The organism is Sulfitobacter sp. W027, from assembly GCF_025143985.1.
In the GTDB taxonomy this organism is placed as follows: domain Bacteria; phylum Pseudomonadota; class Alphaproteobacteria; order Rhodobacterales; family Rhodobacteraceae; genus Sulfitobacter.
Genome location: NZ_CP083564.1, coordinates 831,314 through 848,432 on the forward strand (window position 1 = coordinate 831,314; position 17,119 = coordinate 848,432).

Sequence of the window (17,119 nt, forward strand, 5' to 3'; positions counted from 1 at the left end):
TCAGGCCGCTTTGGCCTGCTCGCCCTTGAGATCGTGGATGGAGCTTGCCAGCTTGGCGATTTCGCGCCGCAGCGGGCTTTTTGGGGCGGAGTTGGCAAGCGGTAGGCCATGGTCGTTGGCCTGCGTCACCGCTTTGCCGCCGTCAGGCAATTGTACGTCAATCGAGATGCTGAGCGATTCGGCCATGCGCTTGACCCGGCTCTTGGCGCTGAGGTCGGTGAACTTTGGCGCGCGGTTCATCACATAGCGCAGCTTCTCAAAGGGCAGTTCTTCGGATTGCAGCGCGCGTTTGAAGCGCAATGCGTTCTGGGCCGAGCGCATGTCGAGCTCTAGCATCGCGAAGTAGATATGCGCGCTGGTCAGCACGGTTTCGGACCATTGCACCAGCGTCGAGGGCATATCGACGATGACATAGTCAAATTGATTGCACGCCATGCTCAGGATGCGGTCGACGTCTTCATTGGTGATGATGTCGAGCGGCAGCATCTCCGCAGGAGCGGTCAGAACATGCAGCTTCTCTTCAAATGTTTGCAAGGCTTGGCCGAAGATCTCTTCGTCCATGGATTCCGTGTCGGACATCATTTCATAGACCGCCTCGCGGCGTTGCAGATCAAGGAAGGTTGCGACGGAGCCGTATTGCAGATCGAAATCTAACAGGCAAACGGAAGGCGCGGTTTTCTTGTCAGCGTTGGCGAGTTCCCAAGCAAGGTTCACGGCAAGGGTCGTGGCCCCTGTGCCGCCGGCCAAACCATGCACTACGATCAGGGCACCATCTTTGCGCGCGCCGGCTTTCAGTTGAGGGGCGCTGGCCTCTTCGGCGGGTACAGGCGCGGCGTTCTCTCCGGCGCGGACGCGGGCGATGGCTTGGGCCAACTCACCTTCGGGCAGCGGGTAGGGGACGAATTCATCAGCACCCTGACGCAGCAGCGAATGCAGCGCAGCGGGGGTCATGTCTTCGGCAATCAATATCACCCGGATGTTGCGGGCCTTGGCCTGAGTGATGATCTCGCTCATCAGGACAAGGTTGTCCTCGTCGGTCTCATCCATGGCGAGGGCGACAAATTCCATCGCCTCAGCTTCGGGTTGGCCAAAGAATGCAAGCGCTTCGGCGAATCCCAGATCACCCCAGCTTTCGCCCAGAGTGGCCTCCATATCTTCGATCAAGAGGTCGAAATTCTGTACATCACGGCTGATTGTGCAGGCAACGATCGGCGCTGCTTCGGGTTGGGGCATACTGCTGCTCATGACCTTTTGTCCTTTACATCAACGGTTTGGCCAGGGGCGGCGATATTCTGTCGCCGCGACTGCCTGACCTTTGCCACATGCGCGGCCTTTCAGCCGGGCACATCTATCCTTCTGGGTCGAATATCACGCCCAACTGGGGCGAGATTGGGGCCAAAAAGCCTCTATTGTTGGGTATCTTGAAACGATCCACGTTTTAGCGCCCTATTGGACATCTCTTGGCGGGGTACGAGAAAACCCCGTAACCCAAGGGCACGGGGGTGAATTTGCATTACAGAAGATGGCCTTGGCCTTACTCTGCACTGCCAGCTGCCGCAGTGGCACCGGCGCTCAGCTGCGAGGGGGGCACGGCGCTGGCCACATAATCGCGGTAGATGATCTGTGCATATTTGCCGTCCAGAAGCATCGGGTGGCCGTGTACAAAGCCACTGACCTCGGTCACGGTGCGGCGGTTGCGGCGCTCGCGGCCTTGGGTGACGATCAGGGGCTGGGTTTCGCCAAAGGAAACAACAGCTTCCAACCGGCTTGGGCTGATTCCCAAGGTCGAGAGGTAGCCCACCACTGCCTGCGCGCGGCGCAGACCCAACGCCCGGTTATAGGCCTGCGAGCCGACCAGATCGGTGTGGCCATAGACGCGGAAGCGAATCTCGGGGAACTGGCGGATCCATCCGGCCTGTTGGCGCAGGATCGCCTGCGCATTGGCGTCCAGCTGAGCGGAGTTGAACGCGAAAGTCACGGTTGAGCGTACTTCGCTGGCGAAACGGTTCGCCAGATCAAAGGTCACGCGCTTTTCACCGGTCATAACCTGACGGTTGTGCAGCGTGGCATTACCGAACTGTCCCGTGTCCACGACCGATCCTGCTTCGCGGTAGAATTGCGTATAGACCGGATCGTTGCTGGGGGCACAGGCGGTGAGCCCAGTGAGAGCGGCGGTGCCAGCGATCAACGTGAAATGTCTGCGTGTCATCGGATCAATCCAGTACATAACCGTAGGAGCCGCGGAAGTCCTGTTTGGCCACTTCGCCCGCCGCGCCCCGGCTGGGGGTGCGGGTGCCGTCTGCCGTGCGGCCATGCAAGAACAGGTCTTTCTCGGAGGGCGGTTTGATGCGGTCCGTGGGCAGCACCAGAGCTTCGCCGCGGGTCGGCGTGACCAAATGCGCGGTGACGATGATGACCAATTCGGTCTGGCTGCGCTGATAATCCGCCGAACGGAACAGCGCGCCCAGTACTGGGACATCACCGATCCACGGCAGTTGCCGCGTGCTGTCGGTGAAATCGTCGGTCAAAAGGCCCGCGATGGCAAAACTTTCGCCATCACGCATTTCGACTGTGGTCGAGGTTTCACGACGGGTGAAAGCGGAAATTTCGATACCGTTGCCCAGGGCGATGCTGTTGCTCGCATCAATGGCCGACACGGCGGCGTTCATTTCAAGGTTGATGATGTCCTTGTCGACGACGCGCGGGATGAAGGCGAGTTCAACACCGAAGGGTTTGAACTCCACGGCGATGGTGTCACCTGTCTGGGCGACCGGGACGGGGTATTCACCCCCGGCGAGGAACTTGGCCTCTTGCCCTGAGAGCGCCACGAGGTTCGGCTCAGCCAAGAACCGCACAACGCCTTTTTCCTCTAACGCTTCCAACAGGATGCCCACTTGGGTCGAGCCTGCATTAAAGCCGAAAAGCACAGCACCCGCGTTCTGGTTGGAAGAGGGGATCGTGCCGCCAAGAGACGACGCAACCCCGCCAGATGAATTGGTGCTGCCCGTCCCACCGTTGATGCCGGTGCCGCCGATCGCGCCGTTAATGGCCAGCGAAGAGCCCAACGATTTGGACACGTTACGCTGCATCTCTGCAAAGCGGACCTTCATCATGACCTGCTGAATGCCGCCGACGCTCATCAGGTTGCTGACCCGTTCGGGCGCATAGCGTTCGGCCAGATCAAGTGCGCGCTGTAGCCGCTGCGTCGAAGAGACGATGCCCGACAGCACGATGCCGTCGTTGGCGGTGCGCACTTCGATCTTCTCACCCGGAAGAATCTGGCGCAGACGTTCTTTGAATTCTGAGACATCCGCGGCCACGCGGACATCGACGTTGGTGATCAATTGCCCCCCGGCGTCCAAAAGCGTCAGCGTGGTCAGGCCCGGAGATTTGCCAAGCACATAGATCGTGCGATCAGACAGGGAAGAAATATCCGCGATGCCGGGGTTGGCAATGCTGAGTTCTGCGAAGGGAATGTCGCTTTCCACCACCACGGCGCGGTTCATCGGGACGTCGAGGCTGGAGTTCGTGCCACGTTTCACAACGCGCAGCGTGTCGGCGCCAGCAGAACTGGGCAGGGTCAATGCCAATGGCATCGCGCCCAGCGTCAGCCCCAATAGGGCTGCTTTAAGAAATCTATCGATTTTCATGTGACCTGCCTTTTTGATCACGCCTCGGGATGGGTCTTTTCGCCCTCGTTTGGCAGCACTCTGCGGCAAATGAAATTTTATTGCAAGAATCAAGCTCTTCGCGGGTGCTCTGCATGTGGGCTATTCGCAACATAACCATGAAATGGAAAAGACGCCGCAGAGTTTGCGACGTCTTCTCGTAGCTGAGCAAGAGGTTGTTATCGGGTCAGTTTGTGCAGGGGATCGGCAGTTCGACCACTTCGGCACCGCGCCGTGTGCGGATCGTGCAAACCTTTTCCTTGGCCACTTCGGCGATGGTCTCTTGTGCTTGGATCCCAAGGAGCGACCGCTGATCGACTTCAATGGCTTCGGCCACGGTGTCGTCATTGGTGCCAACCAGTGACAGGGACAGTTTGCCGGTTGATTGCGCTTGGGCGAGGGCGGCGACCTGCTGAGGGTTCACGGCCACGGTCACCGTCTTGGCGATTGAGGCTTCCTCCATCACCAGCGCATCGGCGCTTTGGTCAATAGCGATCAACTGCACCGCCGATTCGATCAGCTTGGTCACATCACCATTGCTGGATTGGCTGCCAACGTTCACGCGGCCTGTCCAGTAAACGTCCACCCGGTCACCGGGGCGCAGGAAGCCTGACACGCCACTGGAAACATCCACTTTGATCGTAAAGGCGCGCATGCCACGGGCCAGCCGCGATGTCAGACCAGAGTCTTCGCCGGGCTCGGTTACTTTCACGGCCATGATCGCTTCATCTTTCTCGATGTTGCGCAGCACGATGCGTTGATCTTTGGTGTTTTCAGGAAACAGCATGGTTTCCTCAACAAAGCTGCCCTCAGGAATAGCATTCTCGGGCCATTTGACGGCGCGGACGTCTTCGCGGGTGAGGAGCTGCCCATATTTCAATGGCTTGTCGGCCACCCAGACGGTTTTGGTTGACACCACCTGCGCCAGCGCGGCTTGAGCCTGCGCATTGGCGGCCTGATACTGTGAAATCCGGTCTTTCGCCAGATAAACGGCCCCACCGGCAAGTGCGATACCCACCAAAAGAACCAATCCGAATACGGCTCGCATGTCGTCACCTCTTTGCTATGGAAGCGAGTCTGAGCCCGCTTGTGTCTCTCAGGCAGACTAGCTGCCGAATATGGCGAGATTTGGTCTGTACGGCGGCGATGGGAAGGTGCCTGCCGTGGTCGGTTTTTTGAGCTGTTAACGCACAAGCAATTAAGCTGCCAGCTTTACTCGGATATATTCCACAAGCACATCAACGCTGTCTGAAAACACGCCCAGCAGCAAGATTGCCAGACCAACCAGTCCGGCGGTCAAGACGACCCAGTCCACGCTGACGGCACCACTTTGATCCGCCGAAAAGGTTCTGAAGAAATTGCGCATTGGTATCTCTGTTTGATAACGGCGGGTCGCAATGAAGAAGGGCCGCACCCAGAAAAGGGAGGCGGCCCCTGTGGCTTTCGTCGAAGGGGGCGTTTTGCCGCCCAACTCGATTTTAGCGAGTCGCTGTAACGGCGCCGATTTCGGTAGCGATGCTGTTGGTCAGGTTTTCGGTGTTGTCACCGATGGTGCTGAAAGCAACAATGGCCAGACCAACGATCGCAGCGGTCAGAACGACCCAGTCAACTGTCACGGCACCGTCTTCGTCTTTGCGGAAGTTTTTGATAAAGTTCATCATGTCATGTCCCTCCAAGGATCACTGATTATAAGGTTTTAACCTCGCCGTCCGGTTTGCCTCATTCTCTCATGGAGGCTGTCCGACTTGGTATGACCCTATATAGCCGTGAGATTGGGGCGCTAATTTGGCAGCAAATGTGACTTTTGCGCTTTGGCCGCATTTTTGGTTGAGAAAAATCGTAAGATGCCGTTTTGATTGTATTTATTTTCTAAAAGGTGCTTCTTGGCAGCACGTTTTTCCGGATTTCTCCGTCAATTACGGCGGAATCGCCATGATCGGCACCTCAATCGCTGGCCCGATTCCCTGATTCATGAGATATTGCCAGATAAGCGCGCGTCAGACGCAAGGTAGAGCAGGCATGTTTCGAATATTGGCATTTACGCTGGTCACAGCCCTTATCGCCCCTGCCGCTTGGGCAGGAGGGCCGAATCCCTTTCCCGAGTTTTCGGCCAAACGGGTCACCCCGCCGAAAAAGGGGGCCAAGCGTATCACTGTTCAGATCGATCCGGTCGCCCGCGCGGCCGCCGCCGCCAAGGTTGAAACGGGTCCGGCCGTAGCGGCCTCCCCCACAGGTGCGATTGCCCCTTTGAACGCAGGGCAGTTTGACTGGTTCTGGGATAAGGTCTCTCCGGCGGCGGATCGGGGTGGGGCAGGGCGGTTGGCCCCGGCGATGGCGGCACTCTCCACGGGCAAAGTGCCCGCGCCGCGCCTGCAAAATCTACAAGATATTGCGCGTAGCAACGGCATCGACATCCTACGCGCCACGGTCGGCACCAAGGTTTCTCCGGCGCTGGTGTTGGCGGTGATCAGCGTCGAATCAGCGGGCCGCACCGATGCGGTAAGCCGGGCGGGGGCGGCTGGTCTGATGCAGCTCATGCCCGATACCGCTGCACGTTTCGGCGTTCAGAACAGTATGATCGCGGCTGAGAATATCTCGGGCGGCGTTAAATACCTTGATTGGCTGATGGGGGAGTTCGACCGCGATCCGATCCTTGTGCTGGCCGGGTACAACGCGGGCGAGGGGTCTGTGCGCAAACACGCGGGCGTGCCGCCATTTGCCGAGACGCGCGATTATGTGCCAAAGGTGCTCGCCGCGTTTCAAGTTGCGCAGGGTCTTTGCCTGACACCGCCGGAATTGATCAGCGATGGCTGTGTCTTTGCCGCGCTGAACTGAGCGCATAAGGCGGAGTCCCCGGCGGATGCCGCCGGGGGAACTAAATCAAACGATGGTTGCTTGGGTCGCCGCGCGCAGCTCGTCCTCGGTCACACCATCGGCGCATTCGACGATCCGCAAGCCGCCTTCGACCACGTCGAGCACACCGAGGTTCGTGATGATCCGGTCAACCACGCCCTTGCCGGTCAGCGGCAGGGTGCATTCCTTCAGCACCTTCGACTCACCGGCCTTGTTCTGGTGGTCCATCACCACGATGACCCGTTTGACGCCTGCAACGAGGTCCATCGCCCCGCCCATGCCTTTGACCAGCTTGCCGGGAATCATCCAGTTCGCCAGATCGCCGTTCTCGGCCACTTCCATCGCGCCAAGGATCGCGGCGGCGATTTTGCCACCACGGATCATGCCAAAAGACATGGCGCTGTCGAAATAGGCCGTGCGGCTGAGTTCGGTGATGGTCTGCTTGCCAGCGTTAATAAGGTCTGGATCTTCCTCGCCTTCAAAGGGGAAGGGGCCCATGCCCAACATGCCGTTTTCCGACTGAAGCGTGATGTCCTTGTCGCCGACGTAGTTCGCCACCAGCGTCGGAATACCGATGCCGAGGTTCACATACATGCCGTCTTCGAGCTCCTCTGCGGCCCGCGCCGCCATCTGATCTCTATCCCAAGGCATTATGCTTCCTCCCGCTGGCGTGTCGTGACCTTTTCGATGCGTTTCTCATGCTCGCCTTGGATGATGCGATGCACATAGATGCCCGGAAGGTGGATGTGATCGGGGTCGAGGCTGCCGCGCGGGACGATCTCTTCGACCTCGACGATGCAGACCTTGCCGCACATTGCTGCTGGTGGGTTGAAGTTGCGCGCGGTCTTGCGGAAGACAAGGTTGCCGGTGTCGTCGGCTTTCCACGCTTTCACGATCGACAGATCGGCAAAGATTCCCTCTTCGAGGATGTAATCCTCACCGCCAAACTGCTTGACCTCTTTGCCCTCGGCGATCTGGGTGCCGACGCCGGTCTTGGTATAGAAACCGGGGATGCCCGCGCCACCGGCGCGCATGCGTTCGGCCAAGGTGCCTTGGGGGTTGAACTCAAGCTCCAACTCGCCCGAAAGGTACTGACGCATGAACTCGGCGTTTTCGCCAACGTAGGAAGAGATCATCTTCTTCACCTGCCGCGATTGCAGCAGAATGCCGATGCCGAAATCATCGACGCCCGCATTGTTCGACGCGAAGGTGAGGTCTTTGGCCCCGTTGTCCTTGATCGCCTGCAACAGCAATTCAGGAATGCCGCAAAGGCCAAAGCCCCCTGCGGCGATCAGCATGCCATCCGACAAGACGCCTTCCAGCGCTTCGGCGGCGGATCCATAGATTTTGTTCACGGACGACCTCCCTTGGTTTCGTTGCGCCATATGTGACGCTGCGTTGCCGCAGTGTCAATTACGTGGAGCTACGCAAGGGAAGGCCGCCGCGAGAGGTTTAAATTACGCGGACCTGTGTGCCCACAGGGCACATGCCGAAAAGCTCTTCGATCTTCTCGTTGTAGAGACCGATACAGCCGTCCGAGGAGCGACGCCCGATCTTGCGCGTGTCATGGGTGCCGTGAATGATATAGGCAGGCCAACTGAGATACATCGCGTGGGTGCCGAGCGGGTTATCGGGGCCCGGCGGCATATATTTGTAATGCGGGAAACGCTCCATCATCGAGGCGGTCGGGGTCCAGTCCGGCCCCTCTTTCTTGCGCACGATTTCGGTGTAGCCGCGTTTGGTCAGTTCTTCGGTGGCAGGTACGGAGGTTGGGTAGACCTTGTAAATCTGGCCGTCGGCACTCCAATAATGCAAGGCGCGGCTGATGGTATCGGCCACGATGGCGCCTTTGCCAAGGCTGTCGAAATGATCCTGCCAGCGCTGCGTGGCAAAGCTCGACGCGTTGCGTGATACAGGGGCTTCGTTTGAAAACTCGCGGGCCGCTTGGCCAAATTCCTGCGCACGCAGGATCTGCGGGGTCATCAATGCCGCGCCGCTGGCGGCAATCACGCCGCGTCGGGTGAATTTAATGCCTGACATCTATCTGCCTTTCATATTGGTCTTGCCGTTCGTCCTGATCGGAAAATCCAAGAGAAATAGCAAATCACATATTCATGATGCTGGATGTGACGATGCGCCACAGGCGGAACCGCGCCGATGTCGGCGCGGCCGCGGTGGTGCAAGCGCGTGGCTTACGCGCTGTCAGCCTTTTTGGCCGCCGGTTTCTTCGCTGTAGGCTTCTTGGCCGGTGCTTTTTTGGCGGTGGTTTTCTTGGCGGGCGCTTTCTTGGTCGCCGCCTTTCGCTTCGCCGGTGATTTGGCCAGCTTTTCCTCGATCAACTCGACCGCGCGTTCCATCGTCAGGTCGCCCGGCTCAATCTCTTTCGGGATCGTTGCGTTGACCTTTTCCCACTTCACATAAGGCCCGTATTTGCCTTCCATGACATTGACCGCGCCGCCCAAATCCGGGTGTTCGCCCATCTCGCGGATCGGCTTGGCGGCTTTGCCACGCCCGCCACGGCTGGCAACCTTCTCGGCCAAAAGCTGTACCGCGCGGTTCATGCCAACGGTCCAAACCTCATCAATACCCTCAAGGTTGGCATTGGTGCCGCCCCGGTCTGAGGTGCTCTCAGCATGTTTGATGTAAGGCCCGTAGCGGCCGATGTTGGCCCAGACCATGACACCATCTTCGGGGTGGGGGCCGATCTCCCGCGGGAGCGACAGCAGCATAACGCCCTGTTCCAGTGTCAGGTCCTCGGGCACCCAATCCTTGGGGATCGACTGGCGCGGGGGTTTTTTGTTTTCTTCGGTCACAGCGCCGCGCTGGACGTAAGGTCCAAAACGGCCTTTGAAGACGCGGATTTCGTCGCCCTGATCTTCGCCCAGCAGCTTCCCGTCGGGGGGGATGGCGCTGGCTTCGGCTTCCGGGTCTGGCGGGCCGAAGGGGCGGGTGTAGCGGCATTCAGGATAGTTCGAGCAGCCGATAAAGGCCCCGCCCGAGCGCGCGGTGCGCATCGACAGGCGGCCAATCTCGCAATTGGGGCAAAGGCGCGGATCGCTGCCGTCTTCGGTGGGCGGGAAGAGATGCGGCTCGAGCACCTCATTAATCTTTTCCAAGACCTCGGTGATGCGCAGCTCGGATGTCTCAGCGATGGCGGCAGAGAAATCACGCCAGAAGCGGCGCAGCACTTCTTTATAGGCCGCATCTCCGGCGCTGACCTTATCAAGCTGGTCTTCGAGATCGGCGGTGAAATCATAGCCGATGTAGCGGCGGAAGTAGTTTTCGAGGAAGGCGGTGACCAAACGGCCCTTGTCCTCAGGGATCAGGCGGTTGCCATCCTTTCGGACATATTCGCGGTCCTGAATCGTGGTGACGATGCTGGCATAGGTCGAGGGGCGGCCGATGCCCAGCTCTTCCATGCGTTTGACCAGCGTCGCCTCGGTATAGCGCGGAGGCGGCTGGGTAAAATGCTGCTCGGGCGTGACGGCGCGTTTGTCCATCGCGTCGCCCTGAGAGATTTGCGGCAGACGCTTGTCGTCCTCGTCCACGACATCGTCGCGGCCTTCCTCGTAGACGCGCAGGAACCCGTCAAACAGCACGACCTGACCATTGGCACGCAGGCCGACTTGGCCATCCTCGCTGCCGACCTCTACCGTGGTGCGTTCCAGCCGGGCGCTTTCCATCTGGCAGGCCAGCGTACGCTTCCAGATCAGATCATAGAGTTTCGCCTGATCGGCATCGAGCTTCAGCGCCTTGGCGTCTTTCGTCATATCCGTCGGGCGGATACATTCGTGGGCTTCTTGGGCGTTCTTGGCCTTGTTCTTATAGATGCGCGGCTCTTTCGGGACGTAGTCCGCGCCAAAGCGGTCTTTGATCGCCTCGCGGGCCATGGTCACCGCTTCGGGCGCCATGTCGATGCCATCGGTCCGCATATAGGTGATGTGCCCGGCCTCGTAGAGGCGCTGCGCGGTGGACATCGTTTGCCGCGCGCCCATGGAGAACTTGCGGCTTGCCTCCTGCTGCAGGGTCGAGGTCATGAAGGGGGCAGAGGGGTTGCGGCTGGCGGGTTTTGCCTCGACGCTAGTGACACTGAGTGCGCGGCTTGTGATCGCCTGCACGGCCATCTCGGCCTGCGTGGCATCGGCCAGATCGAAACGCTCCAGCTTCTTGCCCGCAAGCGAGACGAGGCGTGCCTCAAACTCCTGACCGCGCGGCGTGGCGAGCAGGGCTTTGACCGACCAATATTCACGGGCGCGGAAAGCTTCGATCTCCATCTCACGCTCAACGATCAAACGCAGAGTGACCGATTGCACCCGGCCTGCGGATTTTGCGCCCGGCAGCTTGCGCCACAGTACGGGGGAGAGGTTGAAGCCCACCAGATAGTCCAGCGCGCGGCGGGCCAGATAAGCCTCGACCAACGGCATGTCGACTTGACGCGGGTTCTGCATCGCCTCCGTGACGGCCTTCTTGGTAATCTGGTTGAACACCACGCGGCTGACGGGCGTGTCTTTTTTAATCGATTTGCGCTTGGTCAGCGCCTCTTGCAGGTGCCAGCTGATCGCCTCGCCTTCGCGGTCGGGGTCAGTCGCGAGGATCAGTGCGTTGTCTTTGGCCAGCGCGTCGGCGATGGCTTTGACGTGTTTCTTACTGTCGGAGGCGACTTCCCATTTCATGTCGAAATCGGCGTCGGTGTCGACCGATCCGTCTTTTGGCGGCAAGTCCCGGACGTGGCCGTAGGAGGCAAGGACGGTGTAATTGTCCCCCAGATATTTGTTGATCGTTTTGGCCTTGGCGGGGGATTCGACAACGACGACGGGCATAAATACAGGCACCTTAGATCAAAAATGAGGGCAGCTTTGCGCTGTCTCATGTGGGATGGCGGGGGTGTTTGTCAATGCGGCTGCTGAGGATGAGGGTTTTGTGGCGCAGTGGTTTGACGGGCCAAAGATGCGGTGCTGACGACATCCGCGCGCGTTTTCCAGTGCCGCCCTAGCCCGGTTTACGTCGCGCGAATGCCTCGCCGTGCAGCTAACCACTCAGCAGGCGGAAGTGCTCTGACCCGCTAGGCCGAGCGGCTGAGCAAACCGCCGGGCTGACGTTGTATTTCCCCCTCCATCTCAAGGTCCAAAAGGGCCGGGGCCACGTCGCTGCTGGGCACTTGCAGGTCACGGATCAGCTGGTCCTCCGCTATCGGCGCGGTGCCTAGGCGGGAGAGGATACGGGCGTGGAGTTTCGCAATTGATCCCGTATTGCTGCGGGGTGGAACTGCGCGAGGTGGCGACGCGGATGTTTGACCAGAGGCATGTTTCGCGGGGGTAGAGGCTTTCGGCTTTGACCTGTGGACTTCCGGCAATACCTCCAACACATCGGCGGCTGAGCGGACCAGCACCGCGCCGTCGCGGATCAGCATGTTGCAGCCCGCCGCGCGGGCGTCCATCGGGTGGCCCGGCACCGCGAGGACATCGCGCCCTTGATCCAGCGCATCCCGCGCGGTGATCAAGCTGCCGGAGCGGGCCGCCGCCTCAACCACCACGGTCGCCCGGCTTAACCCGGAAATGATGCGATTGCGGCGCGGGAAATGCCGCGCCATCGGTTGTAGGCCCATCGGTTGCTCTGACAGGCACAGCCCTTGTGCTGCGATCTGACCCGCCAGCGTGGCATTTTCACTGGGATATATAATGTCGACCCCGCCTGCTTGAACCGCGACCGTACCGCGCACAAGGGCCGCTTCATGCGCTGCCGCGTCGATCCCACGTGCGAGGCCGGAGACGACGACAAAACCAGCCTCTCCAAGCTCTGCCGCGAGGGCGCGAGCCATGCGCAGCCCGAGCGAGGAGGCATTGCGTGCACCGACAAGGGAAATCATCGGACGGGTCAGCAGTGCGGGGTCACCGATCAGCCACAGAAAGGGCGGCGCATCGGGCAGGTCGCTTAGCAGATCAGGGTAGGGCGCTTGGCCCTCCACCAGCAGCTGCGCCCCGGCGGCGCGGGCGGCGTTAAGTTCGGCCTGAACAACCCCTTCGGGGCAGATGCGATAGTCCGAAATGCCAGCGGCATGGGCAACTTCTGGCAGGACGGTCAGCGCATTGATCGCCGAGCCGTGTTCATCCAGTAAACGCCGGTAGGTCGAAATCCCGACCCGGCGAGAGCGCAACAGACGAAGCCGGGCAAACTGTTCATCTTCCTGGGTGGGTGGGAGTGGGGGGTGAGTGGAAGAAGGATGTAGGTCCTTGTCAGTCATCCCGAAACTCCGTCCGTTGCAGAATCAGGTATAGGATTTAGTGCTTAACAACCTATGAATTTTTTCCTCACCCATTCGAGTCAACTTAGGCGTGCCCTCAGGTTGCGGCCCCGCCTACCGTCAGTCCGCCGATCATCAAAGTAGGCTGCCCGACCCCCACCGGCACCCATTGCCCCTGTTTGCCGCAGTTGCCCATGCCGGGGTCCAGCGTCGGGTCGTTGCCGATGGCGCGAATTTGTTTCAATGCCGTGGCTCCGTCGCCGATCAGCGTGGCCCCTTTGACCGGCGCGCCGACCTTGCCGTTCTGCACGCGGTAGGCTTCGGTGCAGGAGAACACGAACTTGCCATTGGTGATGTCCACCTGACCGCCACCGAAACCAACGGCATAGATCCCGTCTTTGAGGTCCGCCACGATATCACCCGGCGCTGCGTCTCCACCTAGCATATAGGTGTTGGTCATCCGCGGCATCGGGATATGCGCGTAGGACTGCCGCCGTCCGTTGCCGGTTGAGGCGCCGCCCATCAGTCGCCCGTTCTGGCGATCCTGCATGTAGCCTACCAGCTTGCCGTCTTCGATCAGCACATTTCGCGCCGAAGGGGTGCCTTCGTCATCGACAGAGATTGAGCCGCGGCGGTCGGGGATCGTGCCATCGTCCAAAACGGTCACGCCTTTGGCCGCGATTTGTTGACCCATCAAGCCGGCAAAGGCGCTTGAACCCTTGCGGTTAAAATCGCCTTCAAGCCCATGACCGATGGCCTCATGCAGCAGGATGCCGGGCCAGCCGGGGCCAAGCACCACGTCCATTACACCCGCCGGGGCAGGGACGGCCTCAAGGTTCACACAGGCGATCCGCAGCGCTTCGCGGACCTTGGCCTGCCAATCCTCCGGTGCCAGCATCCCATCAAGCCCGATCCGCCCACCACCGCCGACACCGCCGCTCTCCCGGCGGCCGTCCTGCTCGACGATGACCGAAACATTGACCCGCGTCATGGGGCGCACGTCGCGCACCGAATGCCCCTCGGGGCGGAGAATTTCAACCTCTTGGATGCTCGCGGCAATCGTCGCACTCACCTGCACCACGCGAGAATCGAGGCTGCGAGCATAGGCGTCGATCTCGCGCAGGGTATCCACTTTCACCGGGAAGGCGTGGCCGGCAATCGGGTCTTCGTCCGTATAAAGCCGCTTGTTGCTGGCCTGAGGTGCATCGGCCCAAGTGCCGCCGCCATCGCCCACCGCAAGCCGCGCCGTCTCGGATGCGCGGCGCAGGGAGGCTTCGCTGAGTTCGGTGGAATGGGCGTAGCCTGCAACCTCACCCCGCACGGCGCGCAGGCCGAAACCTTCGGCGGCATCATAACTTGCCGTTTTGAGGCGTCCGTCATCAAAAACCAACGCCTCGGAGCGGCGCCGTTCGAGGAACAATTCGCCGTCATCGGCACCGGCCACGGCCTCGCGCAGCACGCTCAGAGCGGTTTCTCGGTCCAGATCGGCCTCGAAGGGGGTGAAATGCGCGCTGCTCATTGGGGATATCCTTGCTTGCTGTCACAAAACTGTCTCGCGCGTCCCTATGACGCAAGCATGTGACTTTATCTTGTAGGCAGAATATGATTGTAAGCACCCAGGATTACAACGGCACCGGATCGCAGCAGTGGTTCAGGTGTCTAATCGGCTTCTTAATGGTCACAAGATCAGGACGACATATGAAACATCTACTCCCCCTTTCCGGTCTTTTGACCAGCCTTGCCGCCCTGCCTGCATTGGCACAGGACAGCCTGCGCATTGACGGGCTTGATGTCATCGGCAGACCTGTTGACGGCGAGACAGGCTTTCAACCCGCCGTTACGCGGGTGGCGCAGGATATCCACGACCTCGACTACCTGATTCTCGTGATCATCACGATCATCACCCTTTTCGTGACTGGTCTGATCATCTGGGTCATGATCCGCTACAACAAAAAGCGGAACCCGAACCCGTCGTCCTTCACCCACCACACGCCGATTGAGATCGCCTGGACGATCCTGCCGATTTTGGTCTTGGTGCTGATCGGGGCCTATTCGCTGCCCATTCTGTTCCGCCAGCAGGAAATCCCTGAGGCAGACATCACGATCAAAGCGACGGGCAACCAGTGGTACTGGACCTATGAATATGTCGACGAAGAGATCGCCTTTGACAGCTACATGATCGGTGCCCCTGCCACATTGGGTGACGGCGATGAAGATGTGATCCCCTTCGTGCTGAACGACGCGATGGTCGCCAAGCTCGAAGACGAAGGCTATGCCCGCGAAGACTTCCTGCTGGCCACCGACACATCGGTCGTGATCCCCGTGGGCAAGACCATCGTGGTGCAGGTTACCGCAAGCGACGTGATCCACTCTTGGACCATCCCCGCATTCGGCGTGAAACAGGATGGCGTACCGGGCCGTTTGGCTGAACTTTGGTTCACTGCCGAACAGGAAGGCGTGTACTTCGGTCAATGTTCCGAGCTTTGCGGTCAGGCCCACGCCTATATGCCGATCACTGTCAAAGTCGTCTCGGAAGCGGCCTATGCCGAGTGGCTTGGTAAAGCCAAGGCGGAATATGCGGGCATCGAACAGCCGCTGACCGTCGCTTCTAAATAAGCCAGTTCCGCGGGGCAGGGCCAAAGCCTTTGCCCCGCGTTTACCCTGGGAAGGTTCGGGATGACTGACATCACCAATACGCCGACAAGTGAATACGACACGCAGCTGGGGGACTACTTTGCCCTGCTCAAGCCGCGTGTGATGTCGCTTGTTGTCTTTACCGCATTTGTGGGGCTGCTGGCCGCACCGGTGTCTGTGAACCCGATCGTCGGCTTCTGCGCCATCTTGTTCATCGCCATCGGCGGCGGTGCTTCGGGCGCGTTGAACATGTGGTGGGATGCGGACATTGACGCTGTGATGCGCCGCACCCGCGGGCGTCCCATCCCATCGGGCCGTGTGCAGCCTGGCGAAGCTTTGACCCTTGGTGTCGCGCTGTCGGGGCTGTCGGTGATGATGCTGGGGCTGGCGACGAATCTGCTGGCCGCCGGAATGCTGCTGTTCACCATCCTGTTCTATGCCGTTTTCTACACCATGTGGCTCAAGCGTTTGACGCCGCAGAACATCGTTATCGGCGGTGCCGCCGGGGCTTTCCCGCCCGTGATTGGCTGGGTCGCCGCCACCGGCAGCTTCTCGGTCGAGGCATGGCTGATGTTTGCGTTGATCTTCATGTGGACCCCGCCGCATTTCTGGGCGTTGGCGCTCTTCATGCGCTCTGACTATGACGACGCCAAAGTGCCGATGCTGACTGTGACCCACGGCCGCCCGGCCACGAGGCTGCATATCCTGATTTATACCGTTCTGCTGGCCGCTCTGGCGATCGGCACGTCCTTTACGGCTATCGGTGGTATCTTCTACTTCGCTGTGGCCTTGGTACTGAACGCCGCGTTCCTGCTGGGAGCATGGCGCATTTGGAACCGCGATGAGGTGATGGCCGAAGCCGACGACTACGCCGAAGAGCGCAAGTTCTTTCGTCTGTCGCTGGCCTATCTCTTCCTGCATTTCGGCGCGATCTTGGGCGAAGCCGCCCTGCGCACCTTTGGGTTAGGGGGCTGGTAATGAGCTTTCGTCCTGAGCATGAGCTGCACAAACGCCGCCGGAGCCGCAACATCGGAGTCGGGCTGATGCTGGCTGCCTTTGTGGTGCTGATTATGGCGCTGACCTACGTCAAAATCACCCAAACTGATTTCGAACTGCCGGCTAACCAGCGTGAGGTGACACAGTAATGGCATTCTCCGGTCCTCAGAAAACAGTGATGCAAACTGTCGGTGTCGTGGTGCTGATGGGCGGTCTCGCCTGGGCGTCGGTGCCGTTTTACGACTGGTTCTGCCGGGTCACCGGCTTTGGCGGTACGCCGGGGCAGGTGAGCGCATCCAGCGGTGAAGTTCTCGACCAGACGGTAAAGGTCCGCTTTGACGGCTCGCTGAACGACGGCATGCCATGGGAATTCAAACCGGTGGTCCGCGAAATGGAAGTGCGCATCGGTGAGACGGGGTTGGCCTTCTATGAGGCTTATAATCCCACCGATAAACCGGTGGCGGGGCAGGCGAGCTACAACGTCACCCCCTACACTGCCGGGGCCTTTTTCGAGAAGATCGACTGTTTCTGCTTTACCGAGCAGGTGCTTGTTCCCGGCGAACGGGTGCAGATGCCGGTCAGCTTCTTTGTTGATCCAGAAATGGTCAACGACCGTGATGGGAAGTTTGTACATACCATCACACTGTCTTATACATTCTACGAAATTGACCTGCCCGAAGGCTATGCCGCCCTCGATCAGGACAGCGCCACAGCAACCAATTAACGA

Annotated in this window: 17 protein-coding genes; 5 read left to right on the forward strand and 12 right to left on the reverse strand. The window is 59.8% G+C overall.

Annotation, left to right across the window (positions count from 1 at the left end; genetic code table 11):
• From K3759_RS04145 to K3759_RS04170, 6 genes are all read right to left on the reverse strand, one after another.
• The gene (locus K3759_RS04145; RefSeq protein ID WP_259984451.1) at positions 1–1,245 is read right to left on the reverse strand and encodes an AAA family ATPase; all 1,245 of its coding nucleotides are present in this window, start codon (positions 1,243–1,245) and stop codon (positions 1–3) included.
• 289 nt (positions 1,246–1,534) lie between these two features.
• Positions 1,535–2,227 carry an OmpA family protein gene (locus tag K3759_RS04150; RefSeq protein WP_409202501.1) on the reverse strand — a complete coding sequence of 231 codons (693 nt, stop codon included), beginning with the start codon at positions 2,225–2,227 and terminating at the stop codon, positions 1,535–1,537.
• Positions 2,214–3,650 carry a type II and III secretion system protein family protein gene (locus K3759_RS04155; protein ID WP_259984453.1) on the reverse strand — a complete coding sequence of 479 codons (1,437 nt, stop codon included), beginning with the start codon at positions 3,648–3,650 and terminating at the stop codon, positions 2,214–2,216. Before K3759_RS04155 ends, K3759_RS04150 begins: the two co-directional genes overlap by 14 nt.
• Before the next feature lie 205 nt (positions 3,651–3,855).
• Positions 3,856–4,716, reverse strand: a complete 861-nt coding sequence (gene cpaB / locus K3759_RS04160) for a Flp pilus assembly protein CpaB (RefSeq protein ID WP_259984454.1) — start codon at positions 4,714–4,716, stop codon at positions 3,856–3,858.
• A 150-nt stretch (positions 4,717–4,866) separates the two neighbouring features.
• Positions 4,867–5,034, reverse strand: coding sequence for a hypothetical protein (locus K3759_RS04165; RefSeq protein ID WP_259984455.1), 168 nt, complete (start codon positions 5,032–5,034; stop codon positions 4,867–4,869).
• Positions 5,035–5,146: 112 nt separating this feature from the next.
• Complete coding sequence (locus tag K3759_RS04170) at positions 5,147–5,329, reverse strand: Flp family type IVb pilin (protein WP_259984456.1); 183 nt, start codon at positions 5,327–5,329, stop codon at positions 5,147–5,149.
• 358 nt (positions 5,330–5,687) lie between these two features.
• Here K3759_RS04170 and K3759_RS04175 point away from each other — a divergent pair, with 358 nt between their 5' ends.
• On the forward strand, positions 5,688–6,503 hold the full coding sequence (locus K3759_RS04175; RefSeq protein ID WP_259984457.1) for a lytic transglycosylase domain-containing protein: 816 nt from the start codon (positions 5,688–5,690) through the stop codon (positions 6,501–6,503).
• Positions 6,504–6,548: 45 nt separating this feature from the next.
• Here K3759_RS04175 and K3759_RS04180 read toward each other — a convergent pair whose 3' ends face one another.
• From K3759_RS04180 to tldD, 6 genes are all read right to left on the reverse strand, one after another.
• Positions 6,549–7,172, reverse strand: coding sequence for a CoA transferase subunit B (locus tag K3759_RS04180; RefSeq protein ID WP_259984458.1), 624 nt, complete (start codon positions 7,170–7,172; stop codon positions 6,549–6,551).
• The gene (locus K3759_RS04185; RefSeq protein ID WP_243262466.1) at positions 7,172–7,876 is read right to left on the reverse strand and encodes a CoA transferase subunit A; all 705 of its coding nucleotides are present in this window, start codon (positions 7,874–7,876) and stop codon (positions 7,172–7,174) included. The genes K3759_RS04180 and K3759_RS04185 overlap by 1 nt, the downstream gene beginning before the upstream one ends.
• Before the next feature lie 97 nt (positions 7,877–7,973).
• Positions 7,974–8,561 carry a L,D-transpeptidase gene (locus K3759_RS04190; protein WP_259984459.1) on the reverse strand — a complete coding sequence of 196 codons (588 nt, stop codon included), beginning with the start codon at positions 8,559–8,561 and terminating at the stop codon, positions 7,974–7,976.
• 152 nt (positions 8,562–8,713) lie between these two features.
• On the reverse strand, positions 8,714–11,341 hold the full coding sequence (gene topA / locus K3759_RS04195) for a type I DNA topoisomerase (protein ID WP_259984460.1): 2,628 nt from the start codon (positions 11,339–11,341) through the stop codon (positions 8,714–8,716).
• A gap of 242 nt (positions 11,342–11,583) precedes the next feature.
• Positions 11,584–12,762 carry a DNA-processing protein DprA gene (gene dprA, locus K3759_RS04200; RefSeq protein ID WP_259984461.1) on the reverse strand — a complete coding sequence of 393 codons (1,179 nt, stop codon included), beginning with the start codon at positions 12,760–12,762 and terminating at the stop codon, positions 11,584–11,586.
• A gap of 97 nt (positions 12,763–12,859) precedes the next feature.
• Positions 12,860–14,281, reverse strand: coding sequence for a metalloprotease TldD (gene tldD, locus K3759_RS04205; RefSeq protein WP_259984462.1), 1,422 nt, complete (start codon positions 14,279–14,281; stop codon positions 12,860–12,862).
• A gap of 179 nt (positions 14,282–14,460) precedes the next feature.
• Between tldD and coxB the strand changes: the two genes are divergently transcribed.
• From coxB to K3759_RS04225, 4 genes are read left to right on the forward strand one after another with little or no spacing between them, the layout of a single operon-like run.
• Complete coding sequence (gene coxB / locus K3759_RS04210) at positions 14,461–15,378, forward strand: cytochrome c oxidase subunit II (protein WP_259984463.1); 918 nt, start codon at positions 14,461–14,463, stop codon at positions 15,376–15,378.
• Positions 15,379–15,438: 60 nt separating this feature from the next.
• On the forward strand, positions 15,439–16,374 hold the full coding sequence (cyoE, locus tag K3759_RS04215; protein WP_259984464.1) for a heme o synthase: 936 nt from the start codon (positions 15,439–15,441) through the stop codon (positions 16,372–16,374).
• Complete coding sequence (locus tag K3759_RS04220; RefSeq protein ID WP_259984465.1) at positions 16,374–16,541, forward strand: cytochrome C oxidase assembly protein; 168 nt, start codon at positions 16,374–16,376, stop codon at positions 16,539–16,541. Before cyoE ends, K3759_RS04220 begins: the two co-directional genes overlap by 1 nt.
• Positions 16,541–17,116, forward strand: a complete 576-nt coding sequence (locus tag K3759_RS04225; protein ID WP_259984466.1) for a cytochrome c oxidase assembly protein — start codon at positions 16,541–16,543, stop codon at positions 17,114–17,116. The genes K3759_RS04220 and K3759_RS04225 overlap by 1 nt, the downstream gene beginning before the upstream one ends.
• Positions 17,117–17,119: the final 3 nt, after the last annotated feature.